The organism is Janthinobacterium silvisoli, assembly GCF_014200725.1.
Lineage (GTDB): Bacteria > Pseudomonadota > Gammaproteobacteria > Burkholderiales > Burkholderiaceae_D > Janthinobacterium.
This window is the reverse complement of record NZ_JACHCL010000002.1, coordinates 246014-264729: the sequence shown is the minus strand read 5'-3', so window position 1 is coordinate 264729 and position 18716 is coordinate 246014. Positions and strand designations below refer to the sequence as shown.

Genomic DNA, 18716 nt, shown 5'->3' with positions numbered 1-18716 from the left:
TGGCTTTACTTGCCAGCGTATGAAATCTTGAGAAGGAAAGAAATGTCTTTTGGTTTGCTGAGATTGAATATTTCCTTATGGTTATTGCTATGTGCAATGCAGTCCTCGGCGCAAGAGCTGATACCGGTGGGAGTGGAAAATGGCACCATGAGCTTGGGCGAGGTGGTGCGCCATTCTTCGATGACAGCCAAACTGAAGATTGTGTCCACGCGCCCAGTCATCATTGATGAGCAGGGCGGGCAGGAGTCCTGTGGTTTTATCTATGCGGCGAAAGTGCTGGATAGCCTGAAGGGTGCTGCGCTACGGGATGTGGTGTTTTTTGTTCCATCGAAGGTGACGACAGTCGATATTGGCATGAACTATCTGGCCTTCCTGACATATCGCAGTGAGCGGGAAGCCAAGGATATAAAGCGTGCTTTGAGCGACGGTTTGAGCAATGGCGAGGATGCCAGCATGCGTTGCAAATTCCCGAGCGGATACTATATGCCAGCTTACTTGACGCTGATGCCATTTGACCTTGAGGTGGCCAGGCAGTTTGGCGGCGAATGGCTGTCACTGAAGGCAGATCCGGGCAAGCCCGAACTGATCCTTTGCCAAGTCGCAACAAGCAGGTCAGACAAAGACGAAGATAAATTTCATAGAAGAAAAAAGTCTGGTGCTTATGTCACAAGCTGGACAGAAGTTTCGCGGCTGATAAAGAAGGCCAATGGCATGTTCAGTTTTTTGAATAGAGGCGGTCTTGATTGATGAGTGCGCTGGATAAATCAATCCTGGCTGTAGCCGGGCGGTCGATATAGGCACTTTGGTGGTTGAGGTTGACTTGGTCCCAGGATGGGACTAGTATCAATGTATGCGTATCCTGGCCAAGCCAACATTGCTTGCTTTTTATAGTCAGGCAATCTATGCGGATTCAAAAGCGCCTCTGCTGGCTTGGTACAGTCATGTGCTCAGGGTGTCATTACCCGATCCGGCTGCGGTGAAGGCGGATTTCGGTACGGCGAGTATCTTGAAAGAGGGTAGAGTGGTGTTCAATATTGCCGGTAATAAATACCGGCTTGTCACATCCATCAATTACCCCTATGGCATCGTGTATATCAAGTTTATTGGCACGCACCGGCAATATGACGCGATTATTGCGCAGATAATTTAGCTAGGGCACCATCATGTACATCAAACCACTGCGCACTGAAGATGATTATCGGGCCGCCTTGCGCGAAGTCGAATCGCTGATGAATGCGCAATTCGGCACGCCCGAAGGCGACCGGCTCGACGTGCTGGCCACCTTGGTCGACGCTTATGAAACGCGTCATTTCGTGATGGAATTTCCTGATCCTATTGATGCGATCAAGTTCAGCATGGAACAAAAATCCCTGGCGCCCAAGGATCTGGAACCCATGATAGGCCGTTTGAACCGCGTGTATGAAATTCTCAACGGTACGCGCCAACTGACCCTGCCCATGATACGGCGCCTGCATGAGGAACTGGGTATCCCTGCGGAAGTATTGATACGGCAAAAGCGGGCAGCCGCCTGACCTTGCCCAGAGCGGCTTGCCGTTTCACACCTTATTACGCATTAACCCCGCTTGCCATACAAACACTTGCAATGCCGCCTCTGTCTGCTCATGCAGCGCTTCCATTTCCGCTTCCAGGTTGGACGTGATGGTCAAGGTACCGTCTGCCTGCTGGCGTACAGGCAAGTTCAGCGCTTGCGCCATTTCGACGGGGTAGTTCGTGAAATTGCCGTAGGGCCGCTTGCCATCGACGGATGGCGTGGGCCAATAGCCTTCGGCCAGATAGTCCTCGGCTGACCCCATGCCCAGCATTTCCAGCGGCATCCACGATTGCTGGCGCAGCAAGGTCAGATGCCGCGTGGTGAAAGTAAATGGCGTCTTGCCGTTGGCGTAGTTGCCGGGCTTCAGGTTTGCCATCTGCACGAAATGGGGCAGCAGTTGCGCCGCTTCCATCAAGCGCTGGGCAGCCAGGGCTGCATCCTTGGTGGCGATAATCTGCATGGCCAGCGCCAGAGTGTCGCCACCGTTACTATCACCGAGCGGCTGCGCCGGGTTGAGCATGGGCGCGCCGCTTTCCACCGGCGACCAGCCGATATTGAAACGCCGTATCAGCGCCAGGTGGTGCACATTGAGCACGCTCGGCAAGGGCGCCGCCAGGGTGGCCACGATGCGCTTGCGCACGGCAGCAGGCAAGCTGCGCTCGGCGGCCCGCACCAGCACCGGTGAGCAGAGCAGGGTGCCTAGCAGGCGCAGCAGTTGTCGCCGAAAAGGAGAGGATGTCATCGTACCTGGACTGTCAAGGCGTCGTTATGGACTGGCGCTGGAACTCGATGCGGTTGTTCTGGTAATCGCGTTTTTGGTAGGGCCCGAAGACGCGCAGGTTTTCCTTGTCGCTGGCATTGGCTTGCTCTCGCTTCATGCGCCGCAACAGGGCGGTATCGGTCAATGGCGCGCTGGTAGCGCTGAAAATGTCGTGCCGCACACTTTCTTTGGCGTCATAGCCGCGCGAAATGATGGTGAGCTTGCGGGTGGCTGGATCAAAATACAGGCGCAGGGCGTCCGTATTCATGTCCTGCAAATACAGGCCGTCGTCGCGCTGCTGGGCAAAGTAGTGGTCGCCACACACAGCCTTCGGCTCGCGTTTCCATTCACAGGCGAACAGTATCAGCAAGTGTCTGTCATCAAGCTGCTTGATCGAGATACGCCCTTTGGAATAACCCCAGGTGCTGGCCGGCACGGTGGTCGACGAGGCCAGGTTGTAATCGCCCACCAGATTGGGCGCGGGAGTTTGTGCGAAGGCATTCATGCAGAGACTGAAAACGGCTGCCGCTGCGGCGCCTTTCGGCAAAAAAAATGGAGTCATTATTGTTGTTAAATTGGCCGTCAAAAAAAAGTTGCCATATTATAGAGGGCAACTTTCTTGGCAGGCCACACGCTAGCGTCTTCCGGCAATCTTTACTTCAGCTTGCTCAACTCGGCCACGTCTACCTTGCTGACTTTGCCAGCGACGGCGGCGCCCAGCGCCTTGAAGTGGGGCGTACCCTCATGGGCGGTCAGGGCGGCCTTGTCGGCCCATTCTTCCAGCATGATGAATCGGGTGGGAATCTTGTTGTCGACATGCAATTCATAGCGCAGGCACTCTTTTTCCGCGCGGCTCGGTGGCACCACGGTTTCAAGGGCGGCGCGCACGGCGTCGATATGGTCGGAAAGTGCATCGATGGTGGCAACGACGATCAGGGTCATGCTATTCCTTATGAGGTAATGGGGCTGGAACAGCTTAGCGCATCTTGCGCTTTCTTGCCTGGCAGTCAGAGCATGCCAGATTGACAGCCGCAGGGTGCTGGCCGATACTCGCCGTTTCGCTCATCGTTCACCCCTGGAAGGAAAGCCCCGATGTCCGTACGCCCGAAATTGTACAAGACCGTCCTGGCAGCTACGCTGGCCGTAGCCCTGGCTACCGCGTTTGCCGCTCCCGCCACCGCTGTCACTCCTGCGGCCTCCACCGCCTGGGTCGAGGCCAGCAACCGCAATGCCGCCATCGTGCTCGAAGCGCAGGCCCAGTTCTCGCCCGAGAATGCGTCGGACACGGGCTTGTCGCAGTATGACGGCCTGGCCACCGACCTGGGTCCGAAGATCACCGAGCGCTATGTGGCCGCCATGCGCCAGGCGCGTATCAAGCTGCAGCAGCGGCTGGCCGCCGAAAAGGATGAACGCATCCGCCAGGATCTGGAGATATTGACGCATGCCGTCGATAACGAAATCACGGGCGCGCAGCTGGACGCCAAATACACCTTGCCGTGGGTCGATGTGCCGCAGCTAGTGTTCGGCAGCATGCAAAGCCTGCTGCAGGAACAGCGCCCGGCCGCGCGCCGCGCCAAGGCGCTGGAACTGCTGCAGCGCTATGTGGGCCAGTTCCCCGGCAGCACGCCGATCACGGCGCAGGCCAAGGCGCGCTTCACGGAGAAAATTGGCCAGCAGGGCCTGGCAGGCCCCGTGCGCCTGCAGGTGGAGCAGTCGCTGGACAACGTGCCGACCTATATCGCCGGTATCCGCAAGCTGTTTGCCGACATGAAGATCGCGGGCGCCGAAGCAACGCTGGCGCTCATGGAACAGCAATTGAACGAGTATGCGGCGTGGGAGCGCCAGACCGTGCTGCCGCTCTCGCGCACGGATTTCCGCATGGCGCCCGAACTGTACGCATTCCGCCTGAAGCAGGTGGGCATCGACATTGCACCGCAGGCGCTGATCGAGCGGGCCGAAGTGGCTTACCTGGAAACGCGCGCAGCCTTGCAGGCACTGGCTCCGGTGGTGGCCGCCAGGCTGGCCTTGAAGGGCATTGACGGCAATGATTATCGCCAGGTGCTGCGCGCCCTGAAAAGCGACTCGATCCCCAACGATCAGCTCGAAGCGCACTACAAGGACGTCAACACGCAGCTCGAAGCGCGCATCCGCCAGCAGGGCGTGGTCGATTTGCCGCAGCGCGCGATGACCATGCGATTGGCGTCGGCAGCCGAATCGGCGGCCCAGCCGGCGCCGCATATGCGTCCGCCTCCGCTGATCGGCAATACGGGCGAACATGGCCAGTTTGTGCTCACCGTGAGCAATCCGGCCACCAGCGGCAAGGGTGAAGTGTATGACGACTTCAATTTCTCGGGCGCCGCCTGGACCCTGAGCGCGCACGAAGGCCGCCCTGGCCATGAGTTGCAGTTCAGCGCCATGGTGGAGCGCGGCGTGTCGCAGGCGCGCAGCCTGTATGCCTTCAACAGTGTCAACGTGGAAGGCTGGGCCTTGTATGCGGAAGCGGAGATGCTGCCGTACGAGCCGGTCGAAGGCCAGTTCATCGCGCTGCAGTTCCGCATGCTGCGGGCGGCGCGCGCCATGCTGGACCCGATGCTGAACCTGGGCCAGATCACGCGTGAAGAAGCGGGCCGCATTTTGACGGACGAAGTGATGCTGTCGAAACCGATGGCGCGCCAGGAACTGGACCGTTACACCTTCAATATGCCGGGTCAGGCGGGCAGCTATTTCTATGGCTATACGCGCATCCTGCAATTGCGCGCCGAGACCGAGCTGGCGCTGGGCGCAAAGTTTGACCGCCTGGCATTCAACAACTTCCTGCTGGGACAGGGCTTGCTGCCGCCGGACTTGTTGGCCAAGGCGGTGCGCGAGCAATTCATCCCCGCGCAAAAAGCCAGGGGCTGACCTTCCCCCGTCCGCCTGCATGTCATGCGGACGGGGGTAAATTCTTGTCAGTTGTATAATTATAAGCAAGCCCATAACCTCTGCCATGGAGTACCGCTTGCAGCCTTTGATACGCTATCCCAATATGCCGCAGCTCCTGCTCAAGGCGCGCGACAGCCTGTTGCAGCATTTCCGGCCCATCCTCAACCATTTCGGCGTGACAGAACAGCAATGGCGCATCCTGCGTGCGCTCAACGTGAGCCCGACGCTGGAGCCGCGAGAATTGTGCGATCTGTGCCAGATTTCCAGCCCTAGCATGAGCGGCATTTTGGCGCGCATGGAAGACACGGGCCTGATCGCACGCAGCAAGGTGGCGGGCGACCAGCGCCGCTTGCAGGTGCAATTGTCGGACGCTGGCGCCAGCCTGGTGATTCAGATGAGCAATCTGATCGACTTGCAATATGCCAGCCTGGAACAGGCCTACGGCAAGCAGGTATTCGAAGATATGCGGCTGGCGCTGGAAGCGTTTATCGCACTCGACACCTTGCCGGTGGCGCCCGCGGTCTTGCGCTGACCTTGCAGCAATCCCGATGAATGAAGCAGAAAGTATCATGCGTAGCCATTACAGTTTGTTTTACCTTTACGATGGCGAGCAGCCAGTACGCTTCCAGGAAGCGCGTGTATTCGACAGCACGGTGTGGACGGCCGGCGGCGCTGTCATGACCTGGGGCGAGGAAGGACGCAGCGACTACGTCAGCGAACCTGCGGCACAAGCGGCGTATGCCGCCCATTGCCACGCCACGCTGGCCGATGGCTACATGCTGGCGCAAGCAAGAGTCATCGATCCTGCCGTATTTGAATTCGGCTTGCTGCAAAACCTGGTGCGCGACGGTGCTCGCCGTGCATTCAATGCCGCGCGCACCGCGCATCCAACACAGCACCTGAATGCATTTGCACTGCTCAGTGACGATAGCGCCATGACGATAGGTCCGGTGGCCAATAGCCGCGAAGCGCTGGCCGCCTCGGAATATGGCGAAGAGATGTTGTGGAATCCCGGCGAATGGTGTTTCGGCGATGGTGGCGCCTATCTTGACAGCGCCTACCGCATGCTGTTGCAGGCGCACCGTGGATTGCCGTTCCAACTCGATTTCGCCACCTTTCGCCGCGGCGTGTTTGAGGCCTGCATCGCGGCTCTGGAAGAGCTAGACAGCGAAGGATTTTTTGGCGTGGGAGAGCAGCGCGATGATTGCATGCTGCTGTTCGAGGTCACTGACAGTGAAGCGGTGGAGGGCGCGATGGCGCGCCTGAACCCACCGGCCGTGGTGGCGCGTTTCGACACCTGGATGAGCAGCTGGTCTGACTAATCCAGGGAGCCAATTTTGAAATAAGGGCCGCCGCGATCCTGATCAGGTTTTACGCTGCAAAGCCGCCATCGATCTTCAATCCTGCACCCGTCACGAAAGCCGCTTCGCTGCTGGCCAGGTAAGCCACCATGCCGGCGATTTCATCGGCGCTGCCATGGCGTGGCAAGGCCATCAAGCCGTGCAGCATGGCGGCGAAGTCGCCATTGGCCGGGTTCATGTCGGTGGCCGTGGGGCCAGGCTCCACATTATTAATGGTGATGCCGCGCGGACCCAGGTCGCGCGACAGGCCTTGCGTCAATCCCGACAAGGCCGACTTGCTCATGGCATAGGCCGCCGCGCCACCGAACGGTGCACGGTGCGCGTTGGTGCTGCTGATATTGATGATGCGCCCACCCTCGGCCATATGCGGCACGGCTGCCTTGATGGCGACAAACACGGCGCGCACATTGACCGCCACCGTCCGGTCGAAATCGGCCAGCGAAAAATCATCGATGGCGCCGACCAGGAAAATGCCTGCATTGTTGACCAGGATATCGAGGCGGCCGAACTGCGTTGCTATCTTGCTGATGGCGTCCGTCAGGGCGCTGGCGTCGGCCGCGTCGGCTTGCAGGGCCAGCGCCTTGCCGCCGCATGCTTCGATTGCTTGCACCAGCGCCTGCGCTTCATCGGCCGAGCGCTGGTAGGTAAAGGCGACAGTGGCGCCTTCGCCGGCCAGGCGGCGTACGATAGCCGCGCCGATGCCGCGCGAGCCTCCCGTGACAAAGGCGATTTTTCCGGCTTGGCGCAGTGGGAAGTTGTTAGCGTGCTTCATGGTGGTATTCCTGTGGTGAATGATGAGGTAGCCAGTATCTGCCTGCCATTGCATGTCGGCTAGCCAGGAATCGCTACAATCACTTTCAACCATCAGTATCAAATGGGCGCGTTAGAATACGCATATGGACGCACTCAATCACTTGCAATCATTCGTACTCTCTGCCGAGACAGGCAGCTTTTCGGCGGCCGCGCGCCGCCTGGGCTTGACGCCAGCGGCCGTCAGCAAGAACGTGGCGCGCCTCGAAACCAGCCTGGGGCTGCGTTTATTCCAGCGCAGCACGCGCCGCCTGACCCTGACTGAAGGGGGCGAGCGTTTTTTGCGCCAGGTGGGCGGCCCGCTGGGTGCCTTGCATGACGCGATCAGCGAGGCGGCAGGCGAGGGCGGGCCGCCGTCCGGCATCTTAAAGATCAGCATGGCGCCTTCGTTTGGCCGCCGTTATGTATTGCCGCTGCTTGGCGGCTTCGTTGAGCGTTATCCGGGTGTGGTGCCCGACTGCCACCTCGATAACCGCCCGGTGGACCTGGTGGGCGAAGGCTTTGACGCAGCCATCGGCGGCGGCATCGAATTGACGCCGGGTGTGGTGGCGCGCGAACTGGGGCATATCTACATCGTCGCCACGGCCTCGCCGGCTTTCATGCAGGGCAAGGCCATGCCTGGCCACCCGCTCGACCTGGCTCCTCTCGATGGCGTGGTGCGCCGTTCGGCCGGCAGTGGACGGCTGCGCAGCTGGATATTGCGCGATGGGCGCGGCGGCGAAGGCCTGGCTGAATGCCAGCCGCGCGCGATCTTTGACGATCCGGAAGCGATGGCGCAAGCCGCCATCGACGGTATCGGCGTGGCGCTACTGCCGATGCCGCACGCGCTGCCCCATTTGCGCAGCGGCGCCCTGATCCGCTTGTTGCCAGGCTGGCGCGCCGATTCCGGTCCGCTGTCGCTGTACTACCCCAGCAAAAAACTGCTGCCTGCCAAGACGCGCGTGTTTGTCGACTTTATCGTCGAACAGTTCCGCAAGCAGGATTTTGCGGCGTTGATGCTGCCCGACTAATCAAGCCGCCACCAGCCGTAGCAGTGTAATTTCGGCCGGTGCGCCGATGCGTTTCGGCGGGCCCCAGTAGCCGGTGCCGCGGCTGACGTAAATCCATAGCTTGCCGCGCCGGTGCAAGCCGGCTACATACGGCTGCTGCAGCGGCACGAACAGATTCCATGGCCAGAACTGGCCGCCGTGGGTGTGGCCGGATAATTGCAGGTCATAGCCCGCCTGTTCGGCCGCTTCCGCGCTGCGCGGCTGGTGCGCCAGCAGGATGCGGGGAATGCCGGCCGGGGCGCCAGCGATGGCTGCTTGCGGATCGCTCGCTTGCGCGGCGTCGAAGTGGCCGGCGCTATAATCGGTGACGCCGGCCATTACCAGGCGAGCGCCATCGTGTTCGATGACGACATGTTCATTCATCAGCGCCTGCATGCCCAGGCGGCGAAATTCGGCAACCCACGGTGCGGCGCCCGAATAGTATTCATGGTTGCCGGTAACAAAAAAGGTGCCGTGGCGCGCGCGCAGCTCGCCCAGCGGCGCAGTATGCGCGCGCAGCAGCTCCACCGTGCCATCGACCACGTCGCCCGTGATGGCAATGGCGTCGGCATTGAGCGCATTTGTGCGTGCGACGATAGCGTCGACATAGGCGCGCTTGATGGTGGCGCCCACGTGGATGTCGCTCAGTTGCACGATGGTGTAGCCCTGCAGCGCCTTGGGCAAGCCGGCGATCGGCACATCGATTTCGCGCACGCGGGCCACGCGGCGCGCATTGATGAAACCCACCACGGTGGCCAGCAGGGCCAGTACCAGCACGGCGACCGAAGATGCTTCCGCGTGTGGGCGCGCCGGCGGATAAATCAGCACGATTTCACGCAGCAGTGTCAGCACGAACAGCGAAGAAAAAAAGCCCATGCACAGCGAACCGGCCCACGCCAGGCGGTCGGCCAGATGATGATCATTGGTGACGGCGCGCGCAAAGATCGTCATTGGCATCAGCATGGTCGAGGCCAGCAAGACCAGCGCGCCGAAGATCCAGCCGGCCGGACCGACGGGCAGGGCGGGCAGCAACAGCCAGCCCAGCAGGGCGTGCAGGGCGCCCAGTATCATGGTGATGCGTAGCAAAGGAGTACGTGTTTTCATATCATTGTTCCAGTGTGGGGACGCCCAGGTAGGCGGCGCTGATGCGCGCGAAAGTGCCATCCTGGCGCATGCGTTTCAATTCCCGGTCGAAGGCGGCGGCCAGTGCCGGTGAAGCGGCGTTCTTGCGGAAGACGAGATAGGTATCGAAGCGTGTCAAGGGAGGCACCAGCCTGCGGATATCGGCCAGTTTCAATTGTTTGAGCGTGTACAGGCCCACCGAGCTGTCGGCCAGCACGGCGTCGACGCGACGCAGCGCCAGTTTCTGGAAATTGGCCGTGTCGCTGGGGACTTCGGCCAGGGTCCAGCGGCCTTGCGCGGCGCCGGCGGCGATGGCGTCGGGCAGGCGAAAACCTGCGCGCACGCCGATGACCTTGCCGGCCAGGTCGTCCAGTTTCGTTACGCTGGCCGTCATGCCTTCCGGCTGGCGCACGAACAGCGCATATTCGGTCGGTTGCAAGGGGGCCTTGCCAAACTCCAGGTATTGCTCGCGCTGCGGCGTGCGGCTCATGGCGAACGCGCAATCTACGCTGCCCTGCGGCTTGGCCAGTTCATTTTCCAGGCGGCGCCAGGGCATGACGCGAAACTCAATGGAAATGCCCAGGCGTGTGGCCGCTTCGCGCAATATATCGACGTTGAGTCCTTCGATATGGCCCTGGTTCAGCATGACATAGGGCACGAAGATATCGTCATGGCATACCAGCCTGGCCGGCAGCGCTTCAGGTGCCGACGCGGGCGCGGCGGCCATCTTGGCCATGGCCGGCACCGCCATGCCTGCGGCTAGCGCGGCGCAGGACAGCACAGTTTTGACGCCGGAAATAACAGGCGCGTATGCGCCCTTGATCAACGTTTGAAGCCGCAAAATAATCATCCCAGATGGCTCGAAACGTTATCGTTTCGTACGCGCCGATTATAGCCGAAGCCCTAATTTGAACAGGATTGAACTTGTCTACTGCAGTCATATGCAGGCTCGATCATGGAATTTAAAGATGTATATAATTTGCATGTTTAAGTCGATTCCTTTACACTGGGCATGTCCACAGAGGCAGGCGGCCATCGGGCCGCACCTTTTCGTCACCCTTGCATACAGGAGTTGCCCATGCTTAGCCAACAACATCGCGCCATCATCACCGCTACCGTTCCCATCCTTGAGCAGGGCGGCGAAACCCTGACGCGCCATTTCTACCAGAACCTGTTCCGCGACCATCCCGAAGTGCTGCCGTATTTCAACCAGGCGCACCAGCACAGCGGCGAGCAGCAACGCGCGCTGGCCAATGGCGTGCTGATGTATGCGCGCCATATCGACCAGCTCGATGCGCTCGGCGACCTGGTCGCCACCATCGTCAACAAGCATGTGGCCCTGCAAATCCGCGCCGAACACTACCCGCTGGTAGGCGCCAGCCTGCTGCAGGCTATCCGCGAAGTGCTGGGTGCAGAAGTCGCTACCGACGCCGTTATCGACGCCTGGGGTGCGGCCTATGGACAACTGGCCGATATCCTGGCCGGCGAAGAAGGGCGCATCTATGCAGCCCAGGCCGCAGCGCCCGGCGGCTGGAGCGGCGCGCGCGATTTTACGGTGCTCAGCAAGGTGGAAGAGAGCTCGGAAATCACCTCCTTTTTGCTGGCGCCCGTCGATGGCCAGGCCGTGCTCGATTTCAAGCCTGGCCAATATATCGGCGTGGTGGTGACGGTCGATGGTGTTCCCATGCGCCGCCAGTATTCGCTGTCGGCCGCCAGCAATGGAGAAACTTACCGCATCAGCGTCAAGCGCGAGCGGGGTGGCAAAGTGTCGAACTATTTCCACGACAGCGTGCAGGCCGGTGACACGGTGCAACTGACGCCGCCATCGGGCAACTTCGTGCTGCTCGATAGCGACAAGCCTCTGGTCCTGATCAGCGGCGGCGTGGGCATCACGCCCGCCTTGAGCATGCTGACGGCGGCCCTGCGCGGCAAGCGTACCGTGCACTTCATCCACGCGGCGCGCCACCACGGCGTGCATGCCTTCCGGACCCAGATCGACGCGCTGGCATCCCAGCATCCCCAGCTCAAACGCTTTTATTGCTACGCCGAACATGGTGATGAAGGTGTGGCGCCCGACGCCGTGGGCTTGCTGGGGTCCGAGCTGCTGGCGTCATGGCTGCCAGCCACGCGCGATGTGGACGCGTATTTCCTGGGGCCGCAGCCCTTCATGCGTGCCGTGAAGGCTTCCTTGCGTGAACTGGGCGTGCCGGAACAGCAAACGCATTATGAATTTTTCGGCCCTGCGTCCGCCTTGAACTGATGTTGAACTGAGGTCAGATCGAGCATCTCCCTTGCGTTGGAGAAAAATATCCGGCGTAAGGGGCGGGTAAGCCTTGCCCTGTAATGTGAAACCAAGCTCGCAAAAGAGCACGTTTTTTCATAACAGGAGACAACACGATGCACGATGACCTGGTTCAACAAATCAAGGGAGATCCCAACTACCATCAGCTGGTCAAGGTACGCTCCCGCTTCGGCTGGGCACTGACAGGGCTGATGCTGCTGGTGTACTACGGCTATATCCTGCTGATTGCTTTCAACAAGGAATTTCTTGCCACCAGGACTGGCGAAGGCGTGATGACCTGGGGCATGCCGATCGGCTTGTTTGTCATCGTCTTTACGGTCGTGATCACCGGCATTTATGTGCGCCGCGCCAACAAGCAGTTCGACGACTTGACCAGCGCCATCCAGGCACGGGTGCAGGCATGAGCGCCCGTCCGCAAGTGAAATACGGTCTGCCCATCGCGGCCTTGCTGGCCGCCAGCGGCGCTGTCTGGGCAGCGGGCCCCGACCTGGGCCAGGCACATCAGCAACCCACCAATTGGACGGCGATCATCATGTTCGCCGTCTTCGTGATCTTTACCTTGTTCATCACCAAGTGGGCGGCCGCCAAGACCAAGTCGGCTTCCGACTTTTACACGGCCGGTGGCGGTATCACGGGCTTCCAGAATGGCCTGGCGATTGCCGGCGACTATATGTCGGCCGCATCCTTCCTCGGCATTTCCGCTGCCGTGTTCCTGAACGGCTACGATGGCTTGATCTATGCAATCGGTTTCCTGGTCGGCTGGCCCATCATTACCTTTTTGATGGCCGAGCGCCTGCGTAACCTGGGCCGCTACACTTTTGCCGACGTGGCCGCCTACCGCTTCAAGCAAGCGCCCATCCGTATTTTTTCAGCGTCCGGCACCCTGGTGGTGGTGGCGTTTTACCTGATCGCGCAAATGGTGGGCGCGGGGCAGCTGATCAAGCTGCTGTTCGGCCTGGAATACTGGATCGCCGTGGTGCTGGTCGGCACCTTGATGATGATTTATGTGCTGTTTGGCGGCATGACAGCCACTACCTGGGTGCAAATCATCAAGGCCGTGATGCTGCTGGGCGGCGCCACGTTCATGGCTGTTGCCGTGCTGGCGCAATTCAATTTCAGCCCGGAAGCATTGTTTGCCAAATCGGTGGACGTGCATGCCGCCAAGGAAGCCATCATGGGACCGGGCAGCTTTATCAAAGATCCGATTTCCGCGATCTCGTTTGGCATGGCGCTGATGTTCGGTACGGCCGGCTTGCCGCATATCCTGATGCGTTTCTTTACTGTGCCAAGCGCCAAGGAAGCGCGCAAGTCCGTGTTCTGGGCCACCACCTGGATCGCTTATTTCTACGTGTTGACCTTCATCATCGGCTTTGGCGCCATCGTGCTGGTCAGCACCAATCCTGACTTCAAGGATGCGGCCGGCAAACTGCTGGGCGGCAACAATATGGCGGCCGTGCACCTGGCCAAGGCTGTAGGCGGCAACGTTTTCCTGGGCTTTATGTCGGCCGTAGCATTTGCCACCATCCTGGCCGTGGTTGCTGGCTTGACCTTGTCAGGCGCTTCGGCCGTCTCGCACGATCTTTACGCCACCGTGTTCAAGAAGGGCAAGGCGACCGGCGCGAATGAATTGAAAGTATCGCGCCTGACCACCGTGGCACTAGGCATTATTGCCGTGGTGCTCGGTATCGCGTTTGAAAAGCAGAACATCGCCTTCATGGTTTCGCTGGCCTTCGCGATTGCCGCCTCGGCCAACTTCCCCGTGCTGTTCATGTCGGTGCTGTGGAAGGATTGCACCACGCGCGGCGCCACCATCGGCGGTTTCCTGGGCTTGATCACGGCCGTGGGCCTGACAGTGGTATCGAAATCCGTGTGGGTCGACGTGCTGGGCCATGGCGAAGCATTATTCCCTTATGCTTCGCCCGCGCTGTTCTCGATGACAGCCGGTTTTGCCGGCATCTGGCTGTTCTCGATACTGGACCGCAGCCCCCGCGCCCGTATCGACCGGGCAGGCTATGAAGCGCAGCAGATGCGCTCGGAGACGGGCATTGGTGCGTCTGGCGCGACTGCGCATTGATGGTGTGATATTCAACATGCCCGGGTGTAGTACTGACCCGGGCATTTTTTTGGACTACTTTTCCATGTGCAGAGGAATGACTCCGGGCGCCAGCGCACCCGGCTTGGGTTCCAGGATCGACGCCAGCGTCACCTTGTCCAGCACCGCCAGATAAGCCCCCGTCGCCTGGCCCAGTGCTGATTTCAGCTGGCAGCCCGGCGTCAGCGGGCAGGTGTTGCTGTCTGGATTGAAGCACTCGGCCATGTAGAAATCGCTTTCCGTCTCGCGCACCACGGTGCCGATATTGATCTCGGTCGGGTCGCGCGCCAGGCGCAGGCCGCCGTTGCGGCCACGCACGGTTTCCACGATGCCAGACAGACCCAGCTGGTGGACCACCTTCATCAAGTGATTTTTCGAGATCGTGTGCAGATCGGCGATGTCCTGGATCGTCACGAGCCGGTCGCGGTGCGTGCCCAGATACATCAGGGTGCGCAGGGTGTAATCGGTATAGGCGGTCAATCGCATGGCTGTTCCAGGGCTGTAAAGATGTGGATCACATCTTTGTTTAGGTCGCCAGCATACAGCAAAAGCAAGACATGGCGTGACAGCCGCCACGCGCCGCCGCCTCTTTTCCCGCCTTTTCCTTATCTGTTTCATGCATGCCATCCTACGCAAAAAGTGAAAAGACGATTGCTTTTCGCACAGATGCGTAGTAAATTTTCATATTGTTGTAGTCATGAACCGATAGCCAGCCCAGTAATGTTGCTTTTCACTCGGTTGTCTTGATGAAAATCAAGGAGATTGCCAAACATTGAGGTAAATTTACTACATTACGATGTCGATGACTCAGGGATGGCGTTTTCCGGGAAGGGAAGCGCGTGTGACGCAATCTGTGCGGTGCTGCGATGGCTGCAAATGGGCGCTGTGCCCGTGGAATAAAACCGATGCAAATGAATGAAGTGAAAGACGAGCTGCTCAGCAGCGATATCCGTCAACTGGGCCGGCTGCTGGGCGACGCCATCCGCAGCCACCTGGGCGACCCCGCCTTCGACCGTATCGAGCATGTGCGCCAATTGGCCATCCGCTTCCGCCGCGACCACGACGAAGCTGCCCGCGCGCAACTGTCGGACGCGCTGCAAGCGCTGTCGCAGGAAGAAACCACGCAGCTGATACGCGCCTTCAGCTTTTTCTCGCTGCTGGCCAATATTGCCGAAGACCAGCACCACATCCGCCGTACGCGTGCCCATCTGATCGCTGGTTCGCCGCCGCGCCAGGGTAGCCTCAGCCATGCAGTGGGCAATGTGTTTGATGCCGGCCAGGCCGATGCGCTGGAAGCGTTTTTCAGCGATGCCTTCGTCAGCCCGGTGTTCACGGCCCATCCGACGGAAGTACAGCGCAAGAGTATCCAGAATTGCCAGATGGCGATTGCGCGCCTGTTGAACGAGCGCGACCGTGTGCAAATGACGCCCGACGAGGCGCAGCAAAACGAAGAAGCGCTGGGGCGCGGCATCGTGACCCTGTGGCAAACGCGCTTGTTGCGCACCACCAAGCTGTCCGTGCTCGACGAAGTGGAAAACGGCCTGTCTTTCTACGATCACACCATCCTCAGCGAATTGCCGCAGCTGTATTCCTCGCTGGAAACCATGCTGGCCCAGCGCGATGCTCGCTGGGAAGATGCAGAATTGCCCAATTTCATGAAAGTGGGCAGCTGGATAGGCGGCGACCGCGACGGCAATCCTTTCGTCACGGCCGATATCCTGCGCAGCACGCTGGCGCGCCAGGCTGACAAGGTGCTCGACTTTTACCTCGGTGAATTGCGCAAGCTGGCTTCGCAACTGTCGCTGGCGCAAAAACTCAATGGCGGCAGCGATGCGTTGCGCGCGCTGGCCGAAAGCTCGGCCGATAGCTCGCCGCACCATGCGGACGAACCGTATCGCCGCGCCTTACACGGCATCCATGCGCGCCTGGATGCAGCACGCTTTGTCTTGTGCAACAAGGGCAAACCGCAAGATGGCGTCACGCCTTACGCTTCGGCTGCCGACTTGCTGGCCGATCTGGACGTGGTGCATCAGTCGCTGGTGGGCAGCGGCTTGCGTTCGCTGGCGCGTGGCCGCTTGCGCCAGTTGCGCCGCGCCGTGAAGGTATTCGGCTTTTCGCTGGCGCCGCTGGACTTGCGCCAGAATTCCGATGTGCACGAAAGAGTGGTGGGCGAGCTGTTTGCGGGCGTGCAGCCTGGACTGGTCTATACGGACCTCGATGAAGAGCAGCGCATCAGCTTGCTGCTGAAGGAATTGGCTTCGCCGCGCCTGCTGGTGTCGCCGTATGCGCAATATTCCGAAGAAACTACCTCGGAACTCGATATCTTCCGCGCGATTCGCGAAGCGCACAGCCTGTATGGCCGTGAATCCGTGCCGAACTGCATTATTTCCAAGGCGGCCAGCGTGTCGGACTTGCTGGAAGTGGCGCTGCTGCTGAAAGAAGTGGGCCTGCTGCGCCAGGATAGCCTGGAAGTCGATGTCAACATCATTCCCCTGTTTGAAACCATCGATGACTTGCGTGCTGGCCCCGCCATCATGGCGCGCGCCTTTGGCTTGCCGTTTTACCGTGGCTTGCTCGCTTCGCGCGCGGACCAGCAAGAAGTCATGCTTGGTTATTCGGACAGCAACAAGGATGGCGGTTTCCTCACTTCCGGCTGGGAGCTGTACAAGGCCGAGATCGAACTGGTGTCGGTATTCAAGGAGCACCAGATCAAGCTGCGCCTGTTCCATGGCCGTGGCGGTTCGGTCGGCCGTGGCGGCGGCCCCAGCTATGAAGCCATCCTGGCCCAGCCAGCGGGCGCCGTACAAGGCCAGATCCGCTTGACGGAGCAGGGCGAAGTCATCACCGCCAAGTATGCCAACCCGGAAGTGGGGCGCCGCAACCTGGAAGTGCTGGTCGCTGCCACCATCCAGTCGACCTTGCTGCCGCAGGCACAGTTGCAGCCGAGCGCCTCGGCCAGTGCAGGCCATCTGGCCGCGATGGAAGAATTGTCGGGCACGGCCCTGCAAACCTACCGCGCGCTGGTGTACGGCACGGAAGGTTTCGAGCAATATTTCTGGGAATCGACCGTGATTGCCGAGATCGCTGCCCTGAACATCGGCAGCCGTCCGGCATCGCGCAAGAAATCGACTTCGATTGAAGATTTGCGCGCGATTCCCTGGGTCTTGAGCTGGGCCCAATGCCGCTTGATGCTGCCGGGCTGGTTCGGTTTCGGTTCCGCCGTGCAATCTTACCTGGCTGCTTACCCGGCCGATGGAGCGGAAGTGCTGCGCGGCATGTACAAGGATTGGCCATTCTTCACGTCCCTGCTGTCGAATATGGACATGGTTTTGGCCAAGAGCGATATCGCGATTGCCGGCAAGTATGCCGAACTGGTCAAGGATGAAGCCTTGCGCGTAGCCATCTTCACGCGTATCCGTGCCGAATACACGGCCACCCTGGATGCCTTGAAGCTGATCACAGGCCAGGAAGAATTGCAGCAAGCTAACCCGCTGATGCAGCGCTCCATCCGCAACCGTTTCCCCTACATCGACCCGCTGAACCACGTGCAGGTGGAATTGCTGCAGCGTTTCCGCGAAGGCAAGCAGGATGCGGCGGCACGCACGGGCATCCATCTGTCGATTAACGGGATTGCGGCGGGATTGCGCAATAGTGGTTGATACTTTTACGTTTAACTAAGAATGGGGTCAGACCCGACGGATCTGACCCCGGAAAAGGAGACAGCATGACCATCAAAGTTGCCATCAATGGCTATGGCCGTATCGGCCGCAATATCTTGCGCGCGTTTTATGAAGGCGGCAAGCAGCAGGATATCGAGATCGTTGCCATCAATGACCTGGGTGACGCCAAGTCGAATGCACACTTGACGCGCCATGATACGGTGCATGGCAAGTTTCCTGGCACCGTCACGGTCGAAGGCGACAATATGATCGTCAATGGCGATGTTATCCGCGTGTTTGCACAGCGCAACCCGGCTGAAATTCCATGGGGCGAGCTGAAAGTGGACGTGGTGCTGGAATGCACGGGTTTCTTCACGACCAAGGAAAAAGCTTCGGCCCATTTGAAGGGCGGGGCGAAAAAAGTGATTATTTCCGCACCGGGTGGCAAGGATGTGGATGCCACCATCGTGTTTGGCGTGAACCAGCATGTGTTGAAAGCCACGGACACCGTGATTTCCAACGCGTCCTGCACCACCAATTGCCTGGCGCCACTGGTCAAACCGCTCAACGACGCCATCGGCATCGAATCGGGGTTGATGACCACCGTGCACGCCTATACCAATGACCAGGTTTTGTCGGACGTGATGCATGAAGACTTGCGCCGCGCCCGTTCGGCCACGCATTCGATGATCCCGACCAAGACAGGCGCGGCCGCGGCCGTGGGCCTGGTCTTGCCGGAACTCAATGGCAAACTAGACGGCTTTGCCGTGCGCGTGCCGGTCATCAACGTATCGCTGGTGGACTTGTCCTTTATCGCCAAGCGCGATACCACGGTCGAGGAAGTCAATGCATTGCTGAAAGCAGCCTCCGAAGGCCCGCTGGCCGGCATCCTGACGTACCAGACGGAACCGCTGGTTTCCATCGATTTCAACCACAACCCGGCGTCGTCGAATTTCGATTCGACTTTGACCAAGGTGTCGGGCCGCCTCGTGAAAGTATCGTCGTGGTACGACAACGAGTGGGGCTTCTCGAACCGCATGCTCGATACCACGGTTGCCTTGATGGCGGCCAAGTAATTCCGGCTTGAATGTAAGCAGCGCTGATCCAG

General features: G+C 59.8%; 19 protein-coding genes. 12 read left to right on the top strand and 7 right to left on the bottom strand.

The genetic code is table 11. The annotated features are described in order from the left end of the window. Window positions 1–42 precede the first annotated feature (42 nt). The 3 genes from HDE75_RS11355 to HDE75_RS11345 all read left to right on the top strand — a co-directional run bounded on the left by HDE75_RS11355 (window position 43) and on the right by HDE75_RS11345 (window position 1532). The gene (locus HDE75_RS11355; RefSeq protein WP_183677618.1) at window positions 43–747 is read left to right on the top strand and encodes a hypothetical protein; all 705 of its coding nucleotides are present in this window, start codon (window positions 43–45) and stop codon (window positions 745–747) included. A 103-nt stretch (window positions 748–850) separates the two neighbouring features. Continuing rightward, window positions 851–1150, top strand: coding sequence for a type II toxin-antitoxin system HigB family toxin (locus tag HDE75_RS11350; RefSeq protein ID WP_183677620.1), 300 nt, complete (start codon window positions 851–853; stop codon window positions 1148–1150). Window positions 1151–1163: 13 nt separating this feature from the next. Beyond that, on the top strand, window positions 1164–1532 hold the full coding sequence (locus HDE75_RS11345) for a helix-turn-helix domain-containing protein (RefSeq protein ID WP_183677622.1): 369 nt from the start codon (window positions 1164–1166) through the stop codon (window positions 1530–1532). Between the two features lie 24 nt (window positions 1533–1556). On the opposite strand, the gene HDE75_RS11340 is transcribed toward HDE75_RS11345, so the two are convergent. The 3 genes from HDE75_RS11340 to HDE75_RS11330 all read right to left on the bottom strand — a co-directional run bounded on the left by HDE75_RS11340 (window position 1557) and on the right by HDE75_RS11330 (window position 3254). Beyond that, entirely contained in the window at window positions 1557–2294 is a 738-nt protein-coding gene (locus HDE75_RS11340) for a hypothetical protein (protein WP_183677623.1), read from the bottom strand. A 13-nt stretch (window positions 2295–2307) separates the two neighbouring features. After that, a complete protein-coding gene (locus tag HDE75_RS11335; RefSeq protein WP_183677625.1) occupies window positions 2308–2817 on the bottom strand; it encodes a hypothetical protein in 510 nt (169 codons plus the stop codon). 149 nt (window positions 2818–2966) lie between these two features. Beyond that, window positions 2967–3254, bottom strand: a complete 288-nt coding sequence (locus tag HDE75_RS11330) for a putative quinol monooxygenase (protein WP_183677627.1) — start codon at window positions 3252–3254, stop codon at window positions 2967–2969. Window positions 3255–3404: 150 nt separating this feature from the next. Here HDE75_RS11330 and HDE75_RS11325 point away from each other — a divergent pair, with 150 nt between their 5' ends. The 3 genes from HDE75_RS11325 (at window position 3405) to HDE75_RS11315 (ending at window position 6556) form a co-directional block, all read left to right on the top strand. Continuing rightward, window positions 3405–5213: a DUF885 domain-containing protein gene (locus HDE75_RS11325; RefSeq protein ID WP_183677629.1), complete on the top strand. Its 1809-nt coding sequence runs from the start codon at window positions 3405–3407 to the stop codon at window positions 5211–5213. A 97-nt stretch (window positions 5214–5310) separates the two neighbouring features. Then, complete coding sequence (hpaR, locus tag HDE75_RS11320) at window positions 5311–5766, top strand: homoprotocatechuate degradation operon regulator HpaR (protein WP_260173957.1); 456 nt, start codon at window positions 5311–5313, stop codon at window positions 5764–5766. A 37-nt stretch (window positions 5767–5803) separates the two neighbouring features. Further along, window positions 5804–6556, top strand: coding sequence for a DUF4303 domain-containing protein (locus tag HDE75_RS11315; protein WP_183677631.1), 753 nt, complete (start codon window positions 5804–5806; stop codon window positions 6554–6556). 49 nt (window positions 6557–6605) lie between these two features. Here the strand turns inward: HDE75_RS11315 and HDE75_RS11310 are convergent, their stop codons facing one another. After that, the gene (locus tag HDE75_RS11310) at window positions 6606–7367 is read right to left on the bottom strand and encodes an SDR family oxidoreductase (protein WP_183677633.1); all 762 of its coding nucleotides are present in this window, start codon (window positions 7365–7367) and stop codon (window positions 6606–6608) included. A 124-nt stretch (window positions 7368–7491) separates the two neighbouring features. Between HDE75_RS11310 and HDE75_RS11305 the strand changes: the two genes are divergently transcribed. After that, window positions 7492–8415, top strand: a complete 924-nt coding sequence (locus tag HDE75_RS11305) for a LysR family transcriptional regulator (RefSeq protein ID WP_183677635.1) — start codon at window positions 7492–7494, stop codon at window positions 8413–8415. Here the strand turns inward: HDE75_RS11305 and HDE75_RS11300 are convergent, their stop codons facing one another. After that, window positions 8416–9537, bottom strand: coding sequence for a metallophosphoesterase (locus tag HDE75_RS11300; protein WP_183677637.1), 1122 nt, complete (start codon window positions 9535–9537; stop codon window positions 8416–8418). A 1-nt stretch (window position 9538) separates the two neighbouring features. Continuing rightward, complete coding sequence (locus HDE75_RS11295) at window positions 9539–10381, bottom strand: substrate-binding periplasmic protein (protein ID WP_183677638.1); 843 nt, start codon at window positions 10379–10381, stop codon at window positions 9539–9541. Between the two features lie 252 nt (window positions 10382–10633). Here HDE75_RS11295 and hmpA point away from each other — a divergent pair, with 252 nt between their 5' ends. The 3 genes from hmpA (at window position 10634) to HDE75_RS11280 (ending at window position 13931) form a co-directional block, all read left to right on the top strand. Further along, complete coding sequence (hmpA, locus tag HDE75_RS11290; RefSeq protein ID WP_183677640.1) at window positions 10634–11815, top strand: NO-inducible flavohemoprotein; 1182 nt, start codon at window positions 10634–10636, stop codon at window positions 11813–11815. A gap of 137 nt (window positions 11816–11952) precedes the next feature. Beyond that, on the top strand, window positions 11953–12261 hold the full coding sequence (locus tag HDE75_RS11285; RefSeq protein ID WP_183677642.1) for a DUF485 domain-containing protein: 309 nt from the start codon (window positions 11953–11955) through the stop codon (window positions 12259–12261). Beyond that, on the top strand, window positions 12258–13931 hold the full coding sequence (locus HDE75_RS11280; protein WP_183677644.1) for a cation acetate symporter: 1674 nt from the start codon (window positions 12258–12260) through the stop codon (window positions 13929–13931). Before HDE75_RS11285 ends, HDE75_RS11280 begins: the two co-directional genes overlap by 4 nt. A gap of 54 nt (window positions 13932–13985) precedes the next feature. On the opposite strand, the gene HDE75_RS11275 is transcribed toward HDE75_RS11280, so the two are convergent. Continuing rightward, window positions 13986–14435 (bottom strand): RrF2 family transcriptional regulator, encoded by a 450-nt coding sequence (locus tag HDE75_RS11275; protein WP_183677646.1) that lies wholly within the window; start codon window positions 14433–14435, stop codon window positions 13986–13988. A 419-nt stretch (window positions 14436–14854) separates the two neighbouring features. On the opposite strand from HDE75_RS11275, the gene ppc reads away from it, so the two are divergent. After that, complete coding sequence (gene ppc, locus HDE75_RS11270) at window positions 14855–17608, top strand: phosphoenolpyruvate carboxylase (RefSeq protein ID WP_221291848.1); 2754 nt, start codon at window positions 14855–14857, stop codon at window positions 17606–17608. Window positions 17609–17673: 65 nt separating this feature from the next. After that, complete coding sequence (gene gap, locus HDE75_RS11265) at window positions 17674–18684, top strand: type I glyceraldehyde-3-phosphate dehydrogenase (RefSeq protein WP_183677648.1); 1011 nt, start codon at window positions 17674–17676, stop codon at window positions 18682–18684. Window positions 18685–18716 lie beyond the last annotated feature (32 nt).